Genomic DNA, 20,365 nt, shown 5'->3' on the forward strand with positions numbered 1-20,365 from the left:
GCTAGGGCCGGCACCGTCCGAGCTTAAGGAGAGTTTCATGCGCCCCAGCGGCCGCACCCCCGACCAGATGCGCGCGATCACGATCGAGCCGCGCTTCACGCGCCACGCCGAGGGATCGGTGCTGATCGGCTTCGGCGACACCAAGGTGCTGGTCACCGCTTCGATCGAGGAGCGCGTGCCGCCCTTCCTGCGCGGCAAGGGCCAGGGCTGGGTCACCGCCGAGTACGGCATGCTCCCGCGCGCCACGCACACGCGCAGCAGCCGCGAGGCTGCCAAGGGCAAGCAGTCGGGCCGCACCCAGGAGATCCAGCGGCTGATCGGCCGCAGCTTGCGCGCCGTGGTCGACATGACGCTGCTCGGCGAGCGCCAGATCACGCTCGACTGCGACGTGATCCAGGCCGACGGCGGGACGCGCACCGCCTCGATCTCGGGCGCCTGGGTGGCGCTGCGGCTCGCGGTCGACGCGCTGCTCAAGGACGGCAAGCTCGCCGCCGACCCGATCCGCCAGAAGGTGGCGGCGGTGTCGTGCGGCATCTACCAGGGCAACCCCGTGCTCGACCTCGACTATGACGAGGATTCGAACGCCGACGCCGACGCCAATTTCGTGCTGCTCGAGAACGGCCATATCGCCGAGGCGCAGGCCACCGCCGAGCACGCTACCTATGACGAGGAGGCGCTGCTCCGCCTGCTGCGGCTGGCGCGGATCGGCTGCACCGACATCTTCGCCGCGCAGGCGAAGGCGGTCGCGTGAGCGGCGAGGGGAAGGAGCCGCAGGCGATCCGCAAGCTCGCCCCGGGCAAGCTGGTGATCGCCAGCCACAACCAGGGCAAGGTGCGCGAGATCGCAGCGCTGCTCGAGGGGCGCGGGCTCGACGTCGTCTCCGCGGGCGAGCTCGACCTCCCCGAGCCCGAGGAGACCGGCACCACCTTTGTGATGAACGCCGAGCTCAAGGCGCGCGCCGCGGCGGACCTGTCGGGGCTGCCCGCGCTGGCCGACGACAGCGGGCTGTGCGTCGACGCGTTAAATGGCGACCCCGGCATCTTCTCGGCGCGCTGGGGCGGCGAGAGCAAGGACTTCGGCCACGCGATGCGGCTGGTCGAGGACAAGCTCGCCGCGCTGCCCGAGGCGCCGCGCACCGCGCATTTCGTCTGCGCGCTGGCGCTGGCCTGGCCCGACGGCCATGTCGAATGGTTCGAGGGTCGCGTCGACGGGACGCTGGTGTGGCCGCCGCGCGGCGACAAGGGCCATGGCTACGACCCGGTGTTCCGGCCCGACGGCCACGACGTCACCTTCGGCGAGATGGACGAGCCCGCCAAGAACGAGATCAGCCATCGCGGCGACGCCTTCCGGCAGCTGGTCGCGGCGGTGTTCTGAGGGGCGTGGAGGCCCGCGAGGCCGCGTGACGAGAGGGAACGCCCGGCGGCTCCGCGCTTTCGATCTCCCACACCTTTCATCGCGTCACTGGAAAGATGATGACGAGACGTGGGCTCGGACGAGCCGCTGACCCGCGTTGGCAATCGCGCGCGACCCGTCGATTGCTTTGTTAGACAATGTTGCTCAGATGTTCTCGTCGCCTTCATGACGGAGCGACACGATGAACATGCCGCGGGCCTATCTACCGGCAGATCTGGATCCGGCAGAGCGCCGACGTCTATTCGCGACGTAGCTGCGCACCGGGACGTTGCCGACACGGCGCGACGATGGCGTCGAGTTGAAGTTCAACCCTTGGCACGACCCCCGCGATGGACGGTTCACCTCGGGACCCCAGGTTGGCGACCCGCAGCTCGCTAGCTCGCCGCGCAAGCGAGTCTTCACGGGACATGGCGGCAGCTTCGGCGGCGGCGGTGCAACCGGCAGCTGGGACCCGCCCCCTTCGCAACCTCCGTCTCCTAACACCACCCATCACGGCAACGCGACGGCGGCGCGATCGCGCGGCCCGTACGCCCCGCCCGCACCCGGGGCCAACGTTGACCAGCGCGATCAACGACACACGGTGACGCGCAACGGCTACGCCTTCGAGATCGACTCGCGTGGGCGGACGAGGCGGGTCGCCGGGCATCTGACGATCGCCGCTATACCTGTCCGCTCCCGGGCGGCGCAGGCGAAGGCAGGAGGATCGGAGCGACGGCCAAGCGACGATGGGGGGACTATATAGCTGCCCGGTCCAACGGCCCGACAGACGCCTTCGATCACTTTGCTCAGGACGCCAATTTCAACCGCGGTCTCTATCGCTCGATGGAGGATCAATGGGCCAGATCAAAGCACGAAGGTCGAGATATCGAGGTTCAGATTAGGCCTGCGTTCGACGGTAGCTCCGTCCGACCATCAACAAAAGATGTATTCTGGAAGGTGAATGGTTCCGAGCACAGCGTGAAATTTAGGGATCAATCAAGGAAACAACGCTGAGCGACGAGAACGTACCTTTTCTAATTGGAATAGGAAATCTCCTCGTAGAGGACGGAGACTATCCGCTCGATAACACTCTTCTATATGCCGAGGTGGACGAAGGGTACGTCGCTCCGTCAATCCACAAGGACCTCTGCAATCACATTCTCTACCGTCGGCCAGAACTCGATCGGCTCGGCGACGCATTGCTTGACCTGTGGGAGGCGCAGCCATCCGATGATCGCTGGGCTGCGATCGAGTACCTCGTTCGCGACGGGCGCTTCGAGGCGACGTACATCTACCCGGACGCGATCGACCCTGAAGAATTGTTGCTAGACCGCGTGCAGCGCGTGGTCCGGCAATTTTTCGGTGACAAGCCCATCATCTATCCTCCGTGGCCGCCCGACGAGGATGCGGCTCACTTCACGCTCTGACCCCTGCGCGCGGCGCGCGGTGAGGTGACGATGCCGACGGCTGGGAGGCGAGAAGGGGCAGAGGGATGCCCCGCTCCTCCCGTCCCCTCACGTCCGCGGCAGCGCGTACGCCAGCGTATAGTCCCCGTACCGCGTTCCCAGCGCGCCGTGCCCGCCCGCGGTGATCACGACATATTGCCGCCCATCGCGCCCGCGGTAGGTCATCGGCGTCGCCTGCGCCCCCGCGGGCAGCCGCGCCTTCCACACCACCTTGCCGGTGCTGAGATCGAAGGCGCGCAGATATTGGTCGGTGGTGGCGCCGATGAAGGCCAGCCCGCCCGCGGTGATGATCGAGCCGCCGAGGTTGGGCACGCCGGTCTTGAGCGGCACGCCGAGGTGCGAGCCGAACAGCCCGGTGTCGCGCGCGGTGCCCAGCACCTCGCGCCACAGCACCTTGCGCGTGCCGAGGTCGACCGCGGTGAGATGCCCCCATGGCGGCGCGACGCAGGGCGCGCCGAAGACGCCGACCCACGCCTTCACCACCGCGACATAGGGCGTGTTATATTGCGTCTGCAGCTGTGCCTGCATCGCGTTCTCGCCGCCCTGCTTCTGCTTCATCAGCGCCGCCGCGCGCGGGTCGTCGCGCCGCATCAGCCACAGCTTGAACGGCATCTCCATCGTGTTGACCGTCATCACCCCGCGCACCGGATCGACCGCCGCGCCGCCCCAGTCGGTGACGCCGTCGAACGCCGGGTGGCCGATGATCGGCTTGAGCCCCATCGGCTGGTAGATGCCGGTGCCCTGCGCGCGGCGGATGTCGATGCGGCAGAAGAGCTGGTCGATCGGCGTCGCGCCCCAGGTCGCCACCTCGGTCGGCGCAGGCGGGGTGAAGCTCGGCATGCCGGTCGAGAAGGGCTGGGTCGGCGAGACGCGCACGCCCGGCGTCGCGCCGTCGGTGTGCACCTTGTGCTCGGTGATCGCGGCGATCGGCGCGCCGGTCAGCCGGTTGAGGAAGAACACCTGTCCCATCTTCGTCGTCTGGATCAGCGCCGGGATCACCTGCCCGTTCGGCGCGCGATAGTCGAACAGCGACGGCCCGATCGGCAGGTCCATGTCCCACATGTCGCGGTGGACCAGCTGGCGCACCCAGCGCAGCTTGCCGGTCTGCGCCTCCAGCGCGACGATCGCGCTGCCGAAGCGGTCGTCGAACGGGCGGCGATAGCCGATCCAGTAATCGGGCGAGGCGTTGCCGGTGCCCAGATAGACCAAGCCGTTGTCGGGGTCGGCGGTGATCGCCCCCCAGACGTTGGGCGTGCCGCGGGTATAGACCTGCCCCGCGGGCAGCGGAGGGATCGCGTCGGCCGAGCGGCCGACGTCCCATGCCCAGACCGGCGCGCCCGAGACCGGGTCATAGGCGCGCACGACGCCCGAGGGAATGTCGCGGTTGACGTTGTCGGTGATGCGCTCGCCGATGATCAGCCGGCCGTTCACCACCACCGGGGGCGTGGTGCCGATCTGGTCCGAGGGCTTGGACGTGCCCATGTTGGCGCGCAGGTCGATCGCGCCGCCCTGGCCGAAGCTCGGGCACGGGCGGCCGGTGTCGGCGTCGAGCGCGACCAGCCGCGCGTCGAACGTCGGCGCGAAGATGCGCCGCGGGCAGGGCGTGCCCGCGGGCGCCTCGAAATAGGTGACGCCGCGGCAGACGAGGTAATTGTTGCCCTCGACCCGCGCGGCCTCGTGCCAGCTCCACTTGGTCTTGCCCGTGGTGGCGTCGATCGCCTGGACGAAGGAGTGCGGCGTGCAGGTGTAGAGCGTGTCGCCGATGTGGATCGGGGTCGACTCGGAATGATATTCGCGTTTGTGCTCGGTCGCCTCCGCCGGCATCGGCAGGTCGCCGGTGCGCTGCGTCCAGGCGAGCTGGAGCTTCCCGACATTCTGCGGCGTGATGTCCGCCAGCGCCGAGTAGCGCCGCCCCGCGGGGGTGCCGCCATAGTCGCGCCAGTCGGCGTCGGCCGCGCCGGTCGGCGCCGCGGCGAGCGCGGCGCGCGATGCACTCCCCGGCGTCGTCCCCTGCGCGGCGACGTCCTGGTGGCCGAGCATCAGCCCGAGCCCGGCGAGCGCGGCCACGCCCGCGGCCACCGCGGGCACCGCGCGCGAGCGGGCGCGCGGCCCGCGGCGCCAGCCGGTCAGCAGCACCAGCGCGAGCAGCACGGTCGGCGCGACCAGCCGCGGGATCAGCTGGAGCCCGTCGAGCCCGACCTCCCACAGCGCCCACAGCAGGGTGCCGGCCCAGACCGCGCCATAGAGCCAGCGCCCGGCGGCGTGCCCGCGCCCGAGCAGCGCCCCGCTCGCCACCATCGCGACGCCGGCGACGAGGTAATAAGGCGAGCCGCCGAGCGACGCGAGCACGCCCCCGGCGACCGCGAAGAAGCCGCCGAGGAGCGCGACGGCCCATCCCAGCGCCACGGTGAGCAACCGCCTCATAAACAAGCTTCCTCGTTGATCCAGGGCAAGAACGCGGCGACGCGCAAAAAGTAACGGGGTGTTGCTGGGGTGAGGGGCGACGTCTTCCGCTCTCGCCTGAGATGCGCGCCCCGATCGTGCAGGACCTCTCCCCTCCCCGCGCCGTCATCCCGGACGTGGTCCGGGATGACGGCAGGGATGAGGCGACCTCGCCTGACACAGGACGATATGCGTGGCGTCGCCGGCCGTGTCGAGCAAGCGACGCGCTTCCGGCGCGCGGCTCGGCGCGCGCCGCCCACGTCCGGGATAACGAAGGGCACCGGGATCGCTAGCCCTCGCCAGCGGTCGGTTCGCCCTACGCCACCTCGCCACACCCCTCCCCCGCTTCCCCTCGCCGCAATCCCAGCCTATCCTGCCCACGGGTCAACGGAGTCGACGCACATGGTCCCGCATCGCCGCTGAGGCGGCCCGGCCCGGCGGCATCCGCCGCCCCCTGCTCTCCTGACCCGAGACCGACATGACACGATTGAACGGCAAGACCTGCGTCGTCACCGGCGCGGCGCGCGGCATCGGCCGCGCCATCGCCGCGCGCTTCCACGCCGAGGGCGCGCGCGTGCTTCTCACCGACGTGAACGAAGCGGAGGGCGCCGCCGCCGCCGCCGCGATCGGCTGTACCTTCCGCGCGCTCGACGTGCGCGAGGAAGGCGACTGGGCGCGGCTCGCGCGCCACCTTCCCGCGCTCGACGTGCTGGTCAACAACGCGGGCGTGACCGGGTTCGAGGCGGGCGCGGTCGCGCACGACCCCGAACATGCGACGCTGGCGGACTGGCGCGCGGTCCACCGCGTCAACCTCGACGGCACCTTCCTCGGCTGTCGCTACGCGATCGGCGCAATGAAGGCGGCGGGGCGCGGCGCGATCATCAACGTCTCGTCACGCTCGGGGATGGTGGGGGTGCCCGGCGCCGCCGCCTATGCCGCGTCCAAGGCGGCGGTGCGCAACCACAGCAAGAGCGTCGCGCTCTACTGCGCGCAGCAGGGCTGGGCGATCCGCTGCAACTCGATCCACCCCGGCGCGATCCTCACCCCGATGTGGGAGGCGATGCTGGGCGACGGCCCCGCGCGCGCGGAGCGGATGCGCGCGCTGGTGGCGGACACGCCGCTGCGCCGCTTCGGCCACGCCGAGGAGGTGGCCGCGGTGGCGGTGATGCTGGCCTCGGACGAGGCGACCTATCTCACCGGCGCCGAGCTGACGATCGACGGCGGGCTGCTCGCCGGCTCGGCGGCGGCGCCGGGCTAGAGGCCGTTCCACCTCGTCTCGACCGCCGGCGTGCTGCGGCGCACGCCGAGGCCCAGCGCCGCGACGGTGGCGCAGGCGGCCCCGGGCGCCTGCGGTCGCAGCAGCACGGCGGGTCAATGGTCTACGGCCACCGCCCTGCCTCAGTACGCCGTCTCGCCGATCGTCTCGCCCGCCGGGGCGTAGCGGCACACGAGCACGTCGTCGCGCCGCCCCGCCGCGAGCGCACAGCCGAGCCGCGCGGTGCCGCGCCACACGATCTGCGCGTAATGCACCGCGTCCTGCCAGCGCCCGGTGCGGCTGAAGCGCGGCGAGGGCGCGTTGACAAAAGCACGACGCTCGTCGAGCCACCAGCGCACCATCTCGGCATAAGCATAAGCGTCGCGCGTGCCGGCGAAGAGGTTCTCGCCCTGGCGTTGGCGGCCGCGCGGCTGGACGGCGTGGGCGAAGCGGCCGGTGCGCGCCAGTTCGCGGGCGTAGGCGTCGGCGGCGCGCGCCAGCGTCTCGTCCCAGCCGAGCGGGGGGAGCGCCAGTTCGGCGCGCGCGCGATTGTGCTCGTCGAGCATCGCCTGGCGCAGCAGCGCCGACCCGCGCGGCGCGGGATCGATCCGCTGGCGCCATTCGGTCGCGCCGATCCGCGGCGGCGGCGCGAGCCGCGACGGCTCGGCATGGGCGGGGAGATCGGCGGAGGAGCGCGCGAGCAGCGCGACGGCGAGCAGGACGAATGTTCGTTGCGATGACACAACGAGCGCTCCTAGCGCCCGCGACTCGCGGCGCAATGTCGAGTCGAGGCGGAGGATGGCGCAGGGCTGTGCTAGAGCGGGACGGGGCGATGGAGGTCGAGCTCCCCGGCTCCCGTGCGCGGGAGCACGGCGGTCGCGGGCGCCGGGCGGTCGCTCCGCGACCATAGGCCCCCGACCGCCCGCCCCGTCCCTCCTGCCCGCGCCTGCAGGAGCTCGCCGACTTCGGAGGTTCGCCGGTTCCCCGCCGGCAATCGTCACCCGATCAGCCGCGGCACGGAGACGCGGGGCGGAAGGCCGGCGCGCGCGCGGCGCAGCGTCGCGGGTGCCTCCACCACCGGCGCCGCACCCGCCAGCGCCTCCAGCAGCTTGAAGTCGCGCGGGATCGCGCGGACGGCATCGGCGTCGCTGGTGAAATCGGACGCGATCACGTCGAAGGCGGCGACCAGCTCGGCGAGCGACGCCGGCGGCAGCGCGTGGAGCGTCGCCGCGAGCCGCCGCATCCCCTCGTCGTCGACGCCGGGCTCGATCTCCTCGTCGCCGCAGCGCTCGAGCAGCAGGGTGAAGACCGCCACGACATGCGCCGCCACCGCCGCGATGGGAACGATGCCCGCGAGCTCGCAGACCGCGCGCTGGGAGGCGATATTCGCCTCGACTCTCGTCGACAGCTCCAACCGGTACGGCAGTCCGTGACTCTCCGGTATGTCACGGACGATCGAGGCCCGTTCGCTCTCCAGCGTGTCGGCAACAGCTCCCAACGCGGCGATCAGGGAAGGAAAATGCTCCAGTCCCACGTGATCGAGTGCAAATCCGATAAACTCTCCCAATCTGACGTTGGCGTCGAGATCAAGCAGCTCCTCGCCGACCTGTTCGATGAAAATATAGGCTGACGCGTAGATACGAGCGAGATCCAATATCGTCATGGCTTTACGATCCTCACCTTGATCCTCCTCGTTCCAACCTTTCTGGCCATTCTACTGGCTATTTTGGCGTGATAAGCGTCCTCTACTTCCCAGACGGCAAATTGCCGTTGCTCCTCCAGCGCCTGCGCCTGCCTGCCATCTGTCCGCGCGAGCCGGCGCGATCCTGCAAACCCAGCTTACGCTCGATCAGATAGTCGCCGTCGATCCCGTCGAACTTGACCGGCCGAATTCTCCCATTCGGCATGGTTCGAGTCAGCGTGGGCGCCTGGTTCGGTCGGGCACCGGTGGCGCCGTCGTTATACACCACCCACGGAGCGTCGGACGTGTGAGGCTCCTCCATCCACCCGATGTCTGGCGGCAGCAGCTGCTCGCGCGGCGCCACGGCACTCAGGCGCCGCAATCTCGCGATTTTGTTGATCGCCGCACCGGGCGCGACCGCGATCCCGACCTCCGCCGCGGTCGCGCCGACGGCGTGACCGAGCTCCCGCGGCGACGCGTTTGCCACGGCGGCGGCGGCGCGGGCCAGTTGGACGTGCGCCGGCGTGTCCTCCGCCGATATCGCCCCGTCGATCATCGCCGCCACGCCGGCGTTAGTCTCCGCGATCGTGGTTAAAGGGTTAGTGGTAAGCGCGGCTTTGAGGCCGGCGGCGCTCCTCAATGCGACATCGGTCACGCCCTCGCCGACACCGGCGGCGAAGTCGACCGTCGCCGCCGCCGGATCGTGCGGCTGAGCCGCCAGTGCACGCAGATACTGCTGGTACCGCGCCTCGATCGCTGCGCGATTATCCGGCCGGTCACCGTGACGCGAAAGCTGCTCGGCGCGCCATGCGTCTGCTTCCGCCCGCGTGCGAACCGGCGGCAGTTCCCGATCCTCGGTCAGCGCAATTTTCGTGCCGCCGTCACCTCCCGGATCCGACGTGAAGCGGCCGTCGTGTGGATCATGCCAAGGATTGAACTTCAACTCGTGTCGCTCCACCTTGAACGCAACGAGAACATCTGAGCAACATTCTCCAACAAGGCAAGCCGCTGCCCGCGCCGGATCCCCGCGCCGGGTCAGAGCGGCGGCGAACGGTCCCGCCCGCCGGCCCGCGTCGCGGCCCACGGCGCCGCGGCATCGACTTCCACAGGGGGCTCCCGCACGGCGCCGCATCATGTTACGCGGGTGACATGCTGAGAACCCGGAAGAAGCGGCTTGCCGCCCGAGACGCGCGTGCGGTGACGATGCTGGCCGAGGTGGAGCGCTCGGTCGCGGGCCTCGAGAACGAGGACCTGCTCGACCTGGCCGACATCTTCCGGGGCGAGCGCCGCGGCGCGCTGGGCGAGATGGCCGCGCGCGAGATGGCCCGGCGCGGCATCAGCCTCTGAGCCGCGGCGCGGCCGCGCGTCAGAAGCGCAGCCGTGCCCCGGCGTTGACGCGGCGATAGCTGACGCCGCGCTCGATGAAGCGCGATCCGACTCCGCCGTCGATCAGGCTGTCGGCGTCGGCGAGGTTGGTGACGTCGGCGAAGAGCTGCAGCGTCGGGTTGAAATTGTAGCGCAGCGCGAGATCCACCTGGCCATAAGCGGCATGGACCTGGTCGACCCCGGCCCCGCCCCAGTCGCACGCCATCGTCCAGCACGAGCGCCAATTGTACGAGGCGCGCAGCTCCAGCCGACCGTTATCGTAGAAGCCGCTGGCATTGTACGAATCGGGCGAGATACCGGTGAAGCCGCACGCGCCGGCGGCACCGCGCGTCCTGGCGTCGACATGCGTGTAATTGGCGCTCACTCCCAGGCCGGAGAGCCAGCCGAAGCGATCGCCCAGCGTATATTGCGCCGCGACCTCGACGCCGTCGACGCGTCCGCGTGCGAGATTGACCGTCTGGGTGACGAAGACGCGCTCGGGCGCGAGCGGCAGCGTCGCCTGGATCGTCCGCGACTGGAACAGGTCGGAGAGATCCTTGCGGAAGCCCGCGACCGAGACGTAGCTCACCTTCGACAGATAATATTCGAGCGACAGGTCGTAATCGGTCGCGAACTGCGGCTTGAGCGCCGGGTTGCCGAGGCCCAGCGTCAGCCGCCCGGCCTGCCCGGCCCAGGACTCGCCGTAGCGCAGGTCGTTGAGATCGGCACGGCTCAGCGCCCGCCCGACCGCGCCGCGCAGCAACAGCTCGGGGGTGATCTCGTAGCTCAGGTTCGCCGAGGGCAGGACCGCGGTGTAGCGCGCGCCCTGCGCCTGCGGGCCGGCAGCCGAGCCGTCGCTGGCAGGCGCAGAAGACGACGTCCGACTTCCTCGGCGCGGGCAGCGCCCACGGCGGAGATCGATGCGGGGGCCGGTGGCCGGCAGGTCCCTGCCGTTGTCGGGAAATGGTGCCCAGAAGAGGACTCGAACCTCCACGACCTTGCGATCGCCAGCACCTGAAGCTGGTGCGTCTACCAATTCCGCCATCTGGGCACGGGGTAGGCCGGCGCCTCTAGGGGGTGGTCGCCGCCCTTGTCAACACGCATTTTTACGAACCTCGCCGCACTGCCGCATCCGGCCTTGTCATCGGCCGGCGCGGCGGGCAGAGCGGCGCGCGTAGCGGAAAGGCGTTCGAGATGAAGGACGGCATGAACGACAGACTGGTCACGCTGATCGGCGGCGGGGGGTTCCTCGGGCGCTATGTCGCGCAGGCCCTGCTCAAGACCGGCGCGCGCGTCCGCGTGGCGCAGCGCGACCCGCGCCAGGCCTTCTTCATCAAGCCGCTCGGCGGGCTGGGGCAGACCCAGTTCGTCGCCGCCGACATCGCGCGGCCCGAGACGATCCAGCGCGCGGTCGCGGGCGCGGACGCGGTGGTCAATCTGGTCGGCACCTTCGCGGGCAATCTCCAGCGCGTCCATGTCGAGGGCGCGCGCATCGTCGCCGAGGCGGCGCGCGACGCGGGCGCCGCGCTGGTCCATGTCTCCGCGATCGGCGCCGACGCGGACGGCGACTCGGTCTACGCGCGCACCAAGGGCGCGGGCGAGCAGGCGCTGCGCCAGGCCGACCCGACCGCGACGATCCTGCGCCCCTCCACCGTGTTCGGGCGCGAGGACCAGTTCCTCAACCGCTTTGCCGGGATGATCGCGCGGCTGCCGGTGGTGCCGGTGCTGCGCCCCGCGGCGCGCTTCCAGCCGGTCTATGTCGTCGACGTCGCGCAGGCGGTGTTCGCCGCGCTCGCCGACCGCGACGCGCACGCCGGCCGCACCTATGAGCTGGGCGGGCCCGAGGTGCTGACGATGCTCGAGCTCAACCGCCGCGTCGCCGAGCATATCGGCCGCCGCCCGCATTTCGTGACGGTGCCCGACGGCGCGGGCGCGCTGCTCGCCGCGCTGCCGCTCGCGCCGATCTCGGGCGACCAGTGGAAGCTGCTCGGCCACGACAGCGTCGTCGGCCAGGGCGCCGCGGGGCTGGCCGCGCTCGGCGTCGAGCCGACCCCGATCGACGCGGTCGCGCCCAACTGGCTGGTGCGCTACCGCAAGGCGGGGCGCTTCAGCATGATCAACCAGACCGCGGGCTGATCGGCGCGCGGGAGACGCGCCGCTGAGCTCGGGGGGAGAACGACATTGAACGACCTGCTGATCACCATCCTCCTCGGCATCGTCGAGGGGGTCACCGAGTTCCTGCCCGTCTCCTCCACCGGGCACCTCGTGCTCGCCGGCGCGCTGCTGGGGCTCAAGGAAGCCGACGCCACCTTCGACATCGTCATCCAGCTGGGCGCGATCCTGGCGGTGATCGTGTTGTTCTGGCGGCGCTTCCTCCACGTCGGCCAGGGGCTGCTGCGGCGTGATCCCGGCGCGATCCGCTTCACCCGCAACGTGCTGCTCGGCTTCCTGCCCTCCGCGGTGGTCGGCGCGATCGCTTATTCCTCGATCCGCAAGGTGCTCGAGGCGCCCGGCGTGGGCCCGACCGTGGTGGCGGTGGCGCTGATCGTCGGCGGCATCGCGATCCTGTTCATCGAGCGCACCGTCCCCCCCGCCCCCAAGAGCGAGGTGGAGACGATGTCGTGGCGCGTCGCGCTCGGCATCGGCGTCGTCCAGTGCATCTCGATGATCCCCGGCGTCAGCCGCTCGGGCGCGACGATCATGGGCGCGCGCGCGATGCGCGTCGATCAGGAGACCGCCGCCGAGTACAGCTTCTTCCTCGCGATCCCGACGATGCTCGGCGCCACCACGCTGGCGCTGTGGAAGAGCCGCGACCTGCCCGGCCACGTCGATTACGGCGCGATCGCGATCGGCTTCGTCGTCGCCTTCATCGTCGCGCTGCTGGTGATCCGCTGGTTCATGGGGGTCGTGACCAAGCACGGCTTCGCGCCCTTCGCCTGGTATCGCATCGTCGCGGGCACGCTCGCGCTCGTCCTGCTCGCGCTACATTGATCCGGAGCGGACCTTCTTCTCGCGCCCGAGAGGAAGGACGCTGCGCGGCCGCGCAACAATCGAAGTTTTTGCGGCAGCTTTGCTGACGTATCGACTAGAAAGCGCGTGACTCGCCTATATCGGTGTGACACGTCGGCGATCGGAGGACACCGATGGCCGACATGCTCAAGTTCGTCGAACGCGCGCAATCCTATCCCGCCAAGCGCGGCGCGGCCGACCGCGCCGACGATTTCCGCGAGATCGCCGAACGCTACGCCACCCCCGCGGCGGAGGACCAGGCCGGACGCTGCTCGCAGTGCGGCGTGCCCTATTGCTCGGTCCACTGCCCGCTCCACAACCATATCCCCGACTGGCTGCGGCTCACCGCCGAGGGCCGGCTGCGCGAGGCATATGAGCTGAGCAACGCCACCTCGACCATGCCCGAGATCTGCGGCCGCATCTGCCCGCAGGACCGGCTGTGCGAGGGCAATTGCGTGATCGAGTTCAGCGGCCACGGCGCGGTGACGATCGGCTCGGTCGAGAAGTTCATCACCGACACCGCCTGGGAAGAGGGCTGGGTCGAGCCGCTCGTCCCCGGCCCCGCGCGCGGCCAGTCGGTCGGCGTGATCGGCGCCGGCCCGGCCGGGCTCACCGCGGCGGAATATCTCCGCGGCCACGGCTATGAGGTCCACGTCTACGACCGCCACGACCGCGCCGGCGGGCTTCTGACCTATGGCATCCCCGGCTTCAAGCTGGAGAAGCCGGTGGTGATGCGCCGGGTCGAGCGGCTCAAGGCGGGCGGGATCGTCTTCCACGAGGGCTTCGAGGTCGGCCGCGACGCCACGCTCGACGAACTGCGCGCGCGCCACGACTCGCTGCTGATCGCGACCGGCGTCTACCAGGCGCGCGCGATCGACCTCGCCGGCAACGACCTCGCCGGGGTCGTCCCCGCGCTCGACTTCCTCACCGCGTCGAACCGCAAGGGCTTCGGCGACCATGTTCCCGCCTTCGAGGACGGCTCGCTCAACGCCGCGGGGCGCGACGTGGTGGTGATCGGCGGCGGCGACACCGCGATGGACTGTGTCCGCACCGCGATCCGCCAGGGCGCCACCAGCGTGAAGTGCTTCTACCGCCGCGACCGCGCCAACATGCCGGGCTCGCAGCGCGAGGTCGCCAACGCCGAGGAGGAGGGCGTCGAGTTCGTCTGGCTCGCCGCCCCCGCCAAGTTCACCGGCGCGGAGGGCAAGGTGAGCGCGGTCGAGGTCAACCGCATGCGGCTCGGCGCGCCCGACGCGAGCGGGCGGCGCGCGCCCGAGGTCGCCCCCGGCGGCGCCGAGACGATGGCGGCGGACCTGGTGATCAAGGCGCTCGGCTTCGACGCCGAGGAGCTGCCGCTGCTGTGGGACGCGCCCGAGCTGGGCGTCACGCGCTGGGGCACCGTGCTGGTCGATTCCAAGACGCTGATGACCAGCCTCGACGGCGTGTTCGCGGCGGGCGACATCGTCCGCGGCGCCAGCCTGGTGGTATGGGCGATCCGCGACGGCCGCGACGTCGCGGCGACGATGCACCAGTATCTGCGGGCGAAAGCGAAGAGCGAGAAGGTCGCCGCGTGAGGCTGCCGCCCGACTATGTCGCGGCGATCAAGGAGGCCGCGCGCGAGGCGTTCGGCGAGGGCGCGGTGGTGCGCCTGTTCGGCAGCCGCGTGCGCGACGACCTGCGCGGCGGCGACATCGACCTGCACGTCGAGACCGACCCGCTCGACGACGAGTGGCGCGCGCGCGGCACCTTCGAGGACGTGCTGTTCCGCCGCATCGAGCCGCAGAAGGTGGACGTGATCGTGACCCAGCGCGGCGGCACGCCGCGCGGCTTCGAGCAGATCGCCTATCGCGACGGGATCGTGCTGTGACCCAGGGCGAGACCGACGTGCTGCACGCCATCCTCGCCCGGCTCGACGCGCTCCTCGTCGCGCTTGACGAGGACGCCGAGGCGCTCGGCACCCTCCCGCGTGACACCACGGAGTTCGCTGCGATGGATCGCGGCCGGCGTGTCGCCTCGCGCGCGCTGCTCAAGTCGGTCGAGCAGACCGAGGATCAGCTCGCCCGGCTGTTTCGGCTGTTGCCCAAGCTGATGCTGGTCGAGACGCGCGGCTGGTTCGCCCAGGACCACGCGAACTTCGCCGAGAAGCTCGGCATCCTGGACGACGGCTTCGCCTGGACCGCGATCATCCGGCTGCGCAACCGGCTGGTCCATGATTACCCGCTCGCGCCCGAGGCGCAGCTCGACCTGCTGACCCAGGCGCATGCCGCCATCCCGCTGCTGACACAGACCGCACGATCGGCCCAGTCGTTCGTTGCCAACGGAGGTCTCTCCCAATGACCGATCCCCGCACCCACCTCGCCACGCACGGCATGTACCGCCCCGAATTCGAGGGCGACGCGTGCGGCGTCGGCCTCGTCGCCGCGACCGACGGGCGCGCCTCGCGCCGCGTCGTCCAGTCCGCGATCGACGCGCTCAAGGCGGTGTGGCACCGCGGCGCGGTCGACGCCGACGGTAAGACCGGCGACGGCGCCGGCCTCCACGTCGACCTGCCGGTGCGCTTCTTCGACGATTGCGTCGCCGCCAGCGGGCACAAGCTGATGCCCAACCGCCTCGCGGTCGGCATGGTGTTCCTGCCGCGCACCGATCTCGGCGCGCAGGAGACCTGCCGCACCATCGTCGAGAGCGCGATCATCGAGGCGGGCTACACCATCTACGGCTGGCGCCAGGTGCCGGTCGACGTGTCGGTGATCGGGCTCAAGGCGCAGTCCACGCGCCCCGAGATCGAGCAGATCATGATCGCCGGGCCGCTGCCCGATCAGGTCTCGGCCGAGGAGTTCGAGAAGAACCTGTACCTCGTCCGCCGCCGCATCGAGAAGCGCGTGATCGCGGCGCAGATCCAGGGCTTCTACGTCTGCTCGCTGAGCTGCCGCTCGATCATCTACAAGGGGCTGTTCCTCGCCGAGAGCCTGTCGGTCTTCTATCCCGACCTGCAGGACCAGCGCTTCGAGAGCCGCGTCGCGATCTTTCACCAGCGTTATTCCACCAACACCTTCCCGCAATGGTGGCTGGCGCAGCCGTTCCGCTGCCTCGCCCACAACGGCGAGATCAACACCGTGCGCGGCAACAAGAACTGGATGCTCAGCCACGAGATCCGCATGGCCTCGATCGCGTTCGGCGAGCATTCGGAGGACATCAAGCCGGTGATCCCCGCCGGCGCCTCCGACACCGCTGCGCTCGACGCCACGTTCGAGGCGATCTGCCGCTCGGGCCGCGACGCGCCCACCGCCAAGCTGATGCTGGTGCCCGAGGCCTATTCGGACGACATGCCGCCGGCGCACCACGCGATGTACCAGTATCTCGCCTCGGTGATGGAGCCGTGGGACGGCCCCGCCGCGCTGGCGATGACCGACGGGCGCTGGGCGGTCGGCGGGGTCGACCGCAACGCGCTGCGCCCGCTGCGCTTCACCGAGACCGCCGACGGGCTGCTGATCGTCGGCTCGGAGGCGGGCATGGTGGTGGTGCCCGAGAGCACGGTGATCGCCAAGGGCCGGCTCGGGCCGGGGCAGATGATCGCGGTCGACCTGCACGAGGGCCGCGTGCTGCGCGACCGCGAGGTGAAGGACCGTATCGCCGCCGAGCAGGACTATGCCGCGATGATCGGCGAGTTCTCCACCATGGCCGACCTGCCCCCCGCGCCCGTCGACACGCTCACCCGCTACGCCCGCGCCGACCTCACGCGGCGCCAGGTCGCCGCGGGCCAGACGATCGAGGACATGGAGCTGATCCTGTCGCCGATGGTCGAGAGCGGCAAGGAAGCGATCGGCTCGATGGGCGACGACACGCCGCTCGCGGTGATCTCGGACAAGCCGCGCCTGATCAGCCAGTTCTTCCGCCAGAACTTCAGCCAGGTGACCAACCCGCCGATCGATCCCTTGCGCGAGCGCTACGTCATGTCGCTGCGCACGCGCTTCGGCAACCTCGCCAACATCCTCGACACCGAGGACCGGCGCGAGCGCGTGCTGGTGCTCGACAGCCCGGTGCTGACCTCGACCGACTGGGCGCGGCTCAAGGGCTATTTCGGCCAGGCCGCGTCCGACATCGACTGCACCTTCGAGGCGGGCGGCGGCCCCGAGAAGCTGCGCGCCGCGATCCAGCGCATCCGCAACCAGGCCGAACAGGCGGTGCGCGAGGGCAAGAGCGAGCTGTTCCTCACCGACGAGCATATCAGCGAGGAGCGCGTCGCGATCCCGGGCGTGCTCGCCGCTGCGGCGGTGCACACGCACCTCGTCCGCCGCGGCCTGCGCTCCTACGCCTCGATCAACGTGCGCGCGGCCGAGTGCCTCGACACGCATTATTACGCGGTGCTGATCGGCGTCGGCGCCACCACGGTGAACGCCTATCTCGCCGAGGCCGCGATCGCCGACCGCCACGCGCGCGGGCTGTTCGGCAAATTGTCGCTCGAGGACTGCCTCGCGCGGCACAAGAAGGCGATCGAGGAGGGGCTGCTCAAGATCCTCAGCAAGATGGGGATCTCGGTGATCTCCAGCTATCGCGGCGGCTATAATTTCGAGGCGGTCGGGCTCAGCCGCAGCCTCGTCAACGACCTGTTCCCGGGCATGCCGGCCAAGATCTCGGGCGAGGGCTATGCCTCGCTCCACGTCAACGCCACCGAGCGGCACGAGGCGGCGTACGATCAGGCGGTGGCGACGCTGCCGATCGGCGGCTTCTACCGCCAGCGTCACAATGGCGAGGCGCATGCCTATTCGGCGCAGCTGATGCACCTGCTGCAGACCGCGGTGGCGACCGACAGCTATTCGAGCTACCTGCAATTCTCGCGCGGCGTCGCCGACCTGCCGCCGATCTACCTGCGCGACCTGCTCCAGTTCAACTTTCCCACCGAGGGCGTGCCGGTCGACCAGGTCGAGGCGATCACCGAGATCCGCAAGCGCTTCGTCACGCCGGGCATGTCGCTCGGCGCGCTCTCGCCCGAGGCGCACGAGACGCTGGCGATCGCGATGAACCGGATCGGCGCGAAGGCGGTCTCCGGCGAGGGCGGCGAGGACAAGGCGCGCTACACGCCTTATGCCAACGGCGACAACGCCAACTCGGTGATCAAGCAGATCGCCAGCGGGCGCTTCGGCGTGACGGCCGAGTATCTCAACGCCTGCGACGAGATCGAGATCAAGGTCGCGCAGGGCGCCAAGCCCGGCGAGGGCGGGCAGCTCCCCGGCTTCAAGGTGACCGAGTTCATCGCCAAGCTGCGCCACGCCACCCCGGGCGTGACGCTGATCAGCCCGCCGCCACACCACGACATCTACTCGATCGAGGACCTGGCGCAGCTGATCTACGACCTCAAGCAGATCAACCCGCGCGCGCGCGTCTGCGTCAAGCTGGTCAGCTCGGCGGGGATCGGCACGGTCGCGGCCGGGGTCGCCAAGGCGCACGCCGACGTGATCCTCGTCTCGGGCCATGTCGGCGGTACCGGCGCCAGCCCGCAGACCAGCATCAAATATGCCGGCACGCCGTGGGAGATGGGGCTCTCCGAGGTGAACCAGGTGCTCACGCTCAACGGCCTGCGCGGGCGGATCAAGCTGCGCGCCGACGGCGGGCTCAAGACCGGGCGCGACATCGTCGTCGCCGCAATCCTGGGCGCGGAGGAGTTCGGCATCGGCACGCTCAGCCTGGTGGCGATGGGCTGCATCATGGTGCGCCAGTGCCACTCGAACACCTGCCCGGTCGGCGTCTGCACGCAGGACGAGGCGCTGCGGCAGAAGTTCGTCGGCACGCCCGAGAAGGTGATCAACCTGATGACCTTCATCGCCGAGGAGGTGCGCGACATCCTCGCCCGGCTCGGCGTGCGCAGCCTCGACGAGGTGATCGGCCGCACCGAGCTGCTCCGCCAGGTCAGCCGCGGCGCCGAGCATCTCGACGACCTCGATCTCAACCCGATCCTCGCCAAGGTCGACGCCACCGACGCCGAGCGCCGCTTCTCGCTCAGCACCTTCCGCAACGAGGTGCCCGACAGCCTCGACGCGCAGATCATCAAGGACGGCGCGCCGGTGTTCTCGCGCGGCGAGAAGATGCAGCTCACCTATTCGGTGCGCAACACGCACCGCGCGGTGGGCACGCGGCTTTCCAGCGAGATCACGCGCAAGTTCGGCATGTCGACGCTGGCCGAGGGGCACGTGACGATCCGGCTGCGCGGCTCGGCGGGCCAGTCGCTCGGCGCCTTCCTGTGCCGCGGCATCACGCTCGAGGTGTTCGGCGACGCCAACGACTATGTCGGCAAGGGGCTGTCCGGCGGCACCATCATCGTCCGCCCGGCGGTGTCCTCGCCGCTGCGCAGCCAGGAGAACACGATCCTCGGCAACACCGTGCTGTACGGCGCCACCTCGGGCAAGTTGTTCGCGGCGGGCCAGGCCGGCGAGCGCTTCGCGGTACGCAACTCGGGCGCGACCGTGGTGGTGGAGGGCTGCGGCGCCAACGGCTGCGAATATATGACCGGCGGCGTCGCGGTGGTGCTCGGCGCGGTCGGCGCCAACTTCGGCGCGGGCATGACCGGGGGCATGGCCTTCGTCTACGACGCCGACGGCAGCTTCGCGCGCTCCGCCAACCCGGAGAACATCACCTGGCAGCGCGTCGCCGCGGCGCATTGGGAGGAGCAGCTGCGCTCGCTCATCGCCGAACATGCGGTGGCGACCGACAGCCGCTGGTCGCGCGGCCTGCTCGACGACTGGGAGCGCACCATCGCCTCGATCTGGCAGGTGGTGCCGCGCGAGATGCTCACCCGGCTGGCGCACCCGCTCGACGATGCGGAGACGCTGGTGGCGGCGGAGTGAGGGGCGGCGGGGCGAAGCCCAAGAGTGTTAGCTTCGCCCTCCCATGATCGTGCCCCCTTCCCCGATCGTCATCCCCGCGCAGGCGGTGATCCAGACGCGCGGACCTCAGCGAAAGAGGCGCCAGGTCAGCGTCTCTGGATTCCCGCCTTCGCGGGGATGACGGAGGTGGGGAGCGCCGAGTGCCATGTCAGCGTCTAATGTTCCTCGCGATCGGGGGGATGACGGAAGAGCGAGCGTCGCTTCCCCCGCACCACCGCGAAGGCCACTCCGCCTGCCAGCGCGAGCACCGGCCAGCCGCCGGGATCGTGCCACAGATAACGCAGCGCCGCGGCGAGCGCGGCCAGCCCGACGAGCGCGCGCGCGGCCGGCGCGTGGAGCCGTCGCGCCCACCACGCCGCGAGCAGCAGCGCCGCCGCGGCGTTGAGCGCGAGCCAGGCGTAGGACTCGAGCGGCGGCAGCGCGCCGAAGAGCGGCAGCTTCACCGTGGCATAGCCGGTCATCCGCCGCGGGAAACAGTCGGCGGCGAGGTGCACGGCGATGCCGGCGGCGATCCCGCAGGCGGCGGCGCGCTGGCGCCACGCGAGCAGCAGCAGCGCGGGCAGCAGGCTGTGCGTCAGCGCGCTGCGATGGCCCAGCCCGAGCCGCAGGTCGACGTCGGGCAGGGTCAGCCCGACCGCGAGCGCCACCAGCGAGACGAGCGCGGCGACGGCGGGCGGCGAGGTGGCGGAGGGCTCGGGCGACGGCATCGGTACGGCCGCTGCCACGTCGCGGCGCCGCGGTCACCCGGCGGCGTGACCCGGCGGGGCGGCGACGCGCTCTCCCCCCGCCGGCGTCGTCCTGAACTCGTTTCAGGATCCACCGTCCCGCAGGCGCCGCGGCACCTGAGTACGCGGCGCGGTGGATCCCGAAACAAGGT

Annotated in this window: 18 protein-coding genes and 1 tRNA gene; 12 read left to right on the forward strand and 7 right to left on the reverse strand. The window is 70.5% G+C overall.

Translation table 11 applies throughout. The annotated features are described in order from the left end of the window. Positions 1–37: 37 nt before the first annotated feature. From rph to QBJ89_RS19245, 4 genes are all read left to right on the forward strand, one after another. Positions 38–751, forward strand: a complete 714-nt coding sequence (gene rph / locus QBJ89_RS19235; RefSeq protein WP_223011391.1) for a ribonuclease PH — start codon at positions 38–40, stop codon at positions 749–751. After that, on the forward strand, positions 748–1,374 hold the full coding sequence (rdgB, locus tag QBJ89_RS19240) for an RdgB/HAM1 family non-canonical purine NTP pyrophosphatase (RefSeq protein ID WP_277982080.1): 627 nt from the start codon (positions 748–750) through the stop codon (positions 1,372–1,374). The genes rph and rdgB overlap by 4 nt, the downstream gene beginning before the upstream one ends. 777 nt (positions 1,375–2,151) lie before the next feature. Next, positions 2,152–2,406: a DNA/RNA non-specific endonuclease gene (locus tag QBJ89_RS20275; RefSeq protein WP_431522558.1), complete on the forward strand. Its 255-nt coding sequence runs from the start codon at positions 2,152–2,154 to the stop codon at positions 2,404–2,406. Between the two features lie 92 nt (positions 2,407–2,498). Beyond that, positions 2,499–2,819 carry a hypothetical protein gene (locus tag QBJ89_RS19245; RefSeq protein WP_277982081.1) on the forward strand — a complete coding sequence of 107 codons (321 nt, stop codon included), beginning with the start codon at positions 2,499–2,501 and terminating at the stop codon, positions 2,817–2,819. 87 nt (positions 2,820–2,906) lie between these two features. Here QBJ89_RS19245 and QBJ89_RS19250 read toward each other — a convergent pair whose 3' ends face one another. After that, entirely contained in the window at positions 2,907–5,282 is a 2,376-nt protein-coding gene (locus QBJ89_RS19250; protein ID WP_277982082.1) for a membrane-bound PQQ-dependent dehydrogenase, glucose/quinate/shikimate family, read from the reverse strand. Positions 5,283–5,778: 496 nt separating this feature from the next. Between QBJ89_RS19250 and QBJ89_RS19255 the strand changes: the two genes are divergently transcribed. Beyond that, positions 5,779–6,558, forward strand: a complete 780-nt coding sequence (locus QBJ89_RS19255; RefSeq protein ID WP_277982083.1) for an SDR family oxidoreductase — start codon at positions 5,779–5,781, stop codon at positions 6,556–6,558. 140 nt (positions 6,559–6,698) lie between these two features. Here the strand turns inward: QBJ89_RS19255 and QBJ89_RS19260 are convergent, their stop codons facing one another. From QBJ89_RS19260 to QBJ89_RS19270, 3 genes are all read right to left on the reverse strand, one after another. Then, the gene (locus QBJ89_RS19260; RefSeq protein ID WP_277982084.1) at positions 6,699–7,298 is read right to left on the reverse strand and encodes a CAP domain-containing protein; all 600 of its coding nucleotides are present in this window, start codon (positions 7,296–7,298) and stop codon (positions 6,699–6,701) included. A gap of 254 nt (positions 7,299–7,552) precedes the next feature. Continuing rightward, positions 7,553–8,218: a hypothetical protein gene (locus QBJ89_RS19265; protein ID WP_277982085.1), complete on the reverse strand. Its 666-nt coding sequence runs from the start codon at positions 8,216–8,218 to the stop codon at positions 7,553–7,555. Between the two features lie 82 nt (positions 8,219–8,300). Next, positions 8,301–9,179 carry a hypothetical protein gene (locus tag QBJ89_RS19270; protein WP_277982086.1) on the reverse strand — a complete coding sequence of 293 codons (879 nt, stop codon included), beginning with the start codon at positions 9,177–9,179 and terminating at the stop codon, positions 8,301–8,303. Between the two features lie 206 nt (positions 9,180–9,385). Here QBJ89_RS19270 and QBJ89_RS19275 point away from each other — a divergent pair, with 206 nt between their 5' ends. Then, positions 9,386–9,583: a hypothetical protein gene (locus QBJ89_RS19275; protein ID WP_277982087.1), complete on the forward strand. Its 198-nt coding sequence runs from the start codon at positions 9,386–9,388 to the stop codon at positions 9,581–9,583. A gap of 19 nt (positions 9,584–9,602) precedes the next feature. Here the strand turns inward: QBJ89_RS19275 and QBJ89_RS19280 are convergent, their stop codons facing one another. Together QBJ89_RS19280 and QBJ89_RS19285 are read right to left on the reverse strand one after the other, a co-directional pair. Beyond that, positions 9,603–10,595 carry a TonB-dependent receptor domain-containing protein gene (locus QBJ89_RS19280; RefSeq protein ID WP_277982088.1) on the reverse strand — a complete coding sequence of 331 codons (993 nt, stop codon included), beginning with the start codon at positions 10,593–10,595 and terminating at the stop codon, positions 9,603–9,605. Continuing rightward, a tRNA-Leu gene (locus QBJ89_RS19285) sits at positions 10,566–10,652 on the reverse strand. Before QBJ89_RS19285 ends, QBJ89_RS19280 begins: the two co-directional genes overlap by 30 nt. Positions 10,653–10,807: 155 nt before the next feature. Between QBJ89_RS19285 and QBJ89_RS19290 the strand changes: the two genes are divergently transcribed. The 6 genes from QBJ89_RS19290 to gltB all read left to right on the forward strand — a co-directional run bounded on the left by QBJ89_RS19290 (position 10,808) and on the right by gltB (position 19,449). After that, positions 10,808–11,737, forward strand: a complete 930-nt coding sequence (locus QBJ89_RS19290) for a complex I NDUFA9 subunit family protein (protein ID WP_223011409.1) — start codon at positions 10,808–10,810, stop codon at positions 11,735–11,737. Between the two features lie 45 nt (positions 11,738–11,782). Further along, positions 11,783–12,592, forward strand: a complete 810-nt coding sequence (locus QBJ89_RS19295; protein WP_277982089.1) for an undecaprenyl-diphosphate phosphatase — start codon at positions 11,783–11,785, stop codon at positions 12,590–12,592. 152 nt (positions 12,593–12,744) lie between these two features. After that, a complete protein-coding gene (locus tag QBJ89_RS19300) occupies positions 12,745–14,184 on the forward strand; it encodes an NAD(P)-dependent oxidoreductase (protein ID WP_277982090.1) in 1,440 nt (479 codons plus the stop codon). Beyond that, complete coding sequence (locus QBJ89_RS19305; protein ID WP_223011412.1) at positions 14,181–14,477, forward strand: nucleotidyltransferase domain-containing protein; 297 nt, start codon at positions 14,181–14,183, stop codon at positions 14,475–14,477. Before QBJ89_RS19300 ends, QBJ89_RS19305 begins: the two co-directional genes overlap by 4 nt. Next, positions 14,474–14,947, forward strand: a complete 474-nt coding sequence (locus QBJ89_RS19310) for a hypothetical protein (protein WP_277982091.1) — start codon at positions 14,474–14,476, stop codon at positions 14,945–14,947. The genes QBJ89_RS19305 and QBJ89_RS19310 overlap by 4 nt, the downstream gene beginning before the upstream one ends. After that, positions 14,944–19,449: a glutamate synthase large subunit gene (gene gltB, locus QBJ89_RS19315; protein WP_277982092.1), complete on the forward strand. Its 4,506-nt coding sequence runs from the start codon at positions 14,944–14,946 to the stop codon at positions 19,447–19,449. Before QBJ89_RS19310 ends, gltB begins: the two co-directional genes overlap by 4 nt. Before the next feature lie 194 nt (positions 19,450–19,643). Here the strand turns inward: gltB and QBJ89_RS19320 are convergent, their stop codons facing one another. Then, entirely contained in the window at positions 19,644–20,213 is a 570-nt protein-coding gene (locus QBJ89_RS19320) for a hypothetical protein (RefSeq protein ID WP_277982093.1), read from the reverse strand. Positions 20,214–20,365: the final 152 nt, after the last annotated feature.

The sequence above is a fragment of the Sphingomonas phyllosphaerae genome (assembly GCF_029623345.1).
GTDB classification, from domain to species: Bacteria; Pseudomonadota; Alphaproteobacteria; order Sphingomonadales; family Sphingomonadaceae; genus Sphingomonas; species Sphingomonas phyllosphaerae_C.

Bases quoted from the DNA above. Each gene is read 5' to 3' on its own strand.
- rph (WP_223011391.1), top strand. From the start codon at position 38: ATGCGCCCCAGCGGCCGCACCCCCGACCAGATGCGCGCGATCACGATC.
- QBJ89_RS19250 (WP_277982082.1), bottom strand. From the start codon at position 5,282: ATGAGGCGGTTGCTCACCGTGGCGCTGGGATGGGCCGTCGCGCTCCTC.
- QBJ89_RS19255 (WP_277982083.1), top strand. From the start codon at position 5,779: ATGACACGATTGAACGGCAAGACCTGCGTCGTCACCGGCGCGGCGCGC.
- QBJ89_RS19265 (WP_277982085.1), bottom strand. From the start codon at position 8,218: ATGACGATATTGGATCTCGCTCGTATCTACGCGTCAGCCTATATTTTC.
- QBJ89_RS19275 (WP_277982087.1), top strand. From the start codon at position 9,386: ATGCTGAGAACCCGGAAGAAGCGGCTTGCCGCCCGAGACGCGCGTGCG.
- QBJ89_RS19290 (WP_223011409.1), top strand. From the start codon at position 10,808: ATGAACGACAGACTGGTCACGCTGATCGGCGGCGGGGGGTTCCTCGGG.
- QBJ89_RS19300 (WP_277982090.1), top strand. From the start codon at position 12,745: ATGGCCGACATGCTCAAGTTCGTCGAACGCGCGCAATCCTATCCCGCC.
- gltB (WP_277982092.1), top strand. From the start codon at position 14,944: ATGACCGATCCCCGCACCCACCTCGCCACGCACGGCATGTACCGCCCC.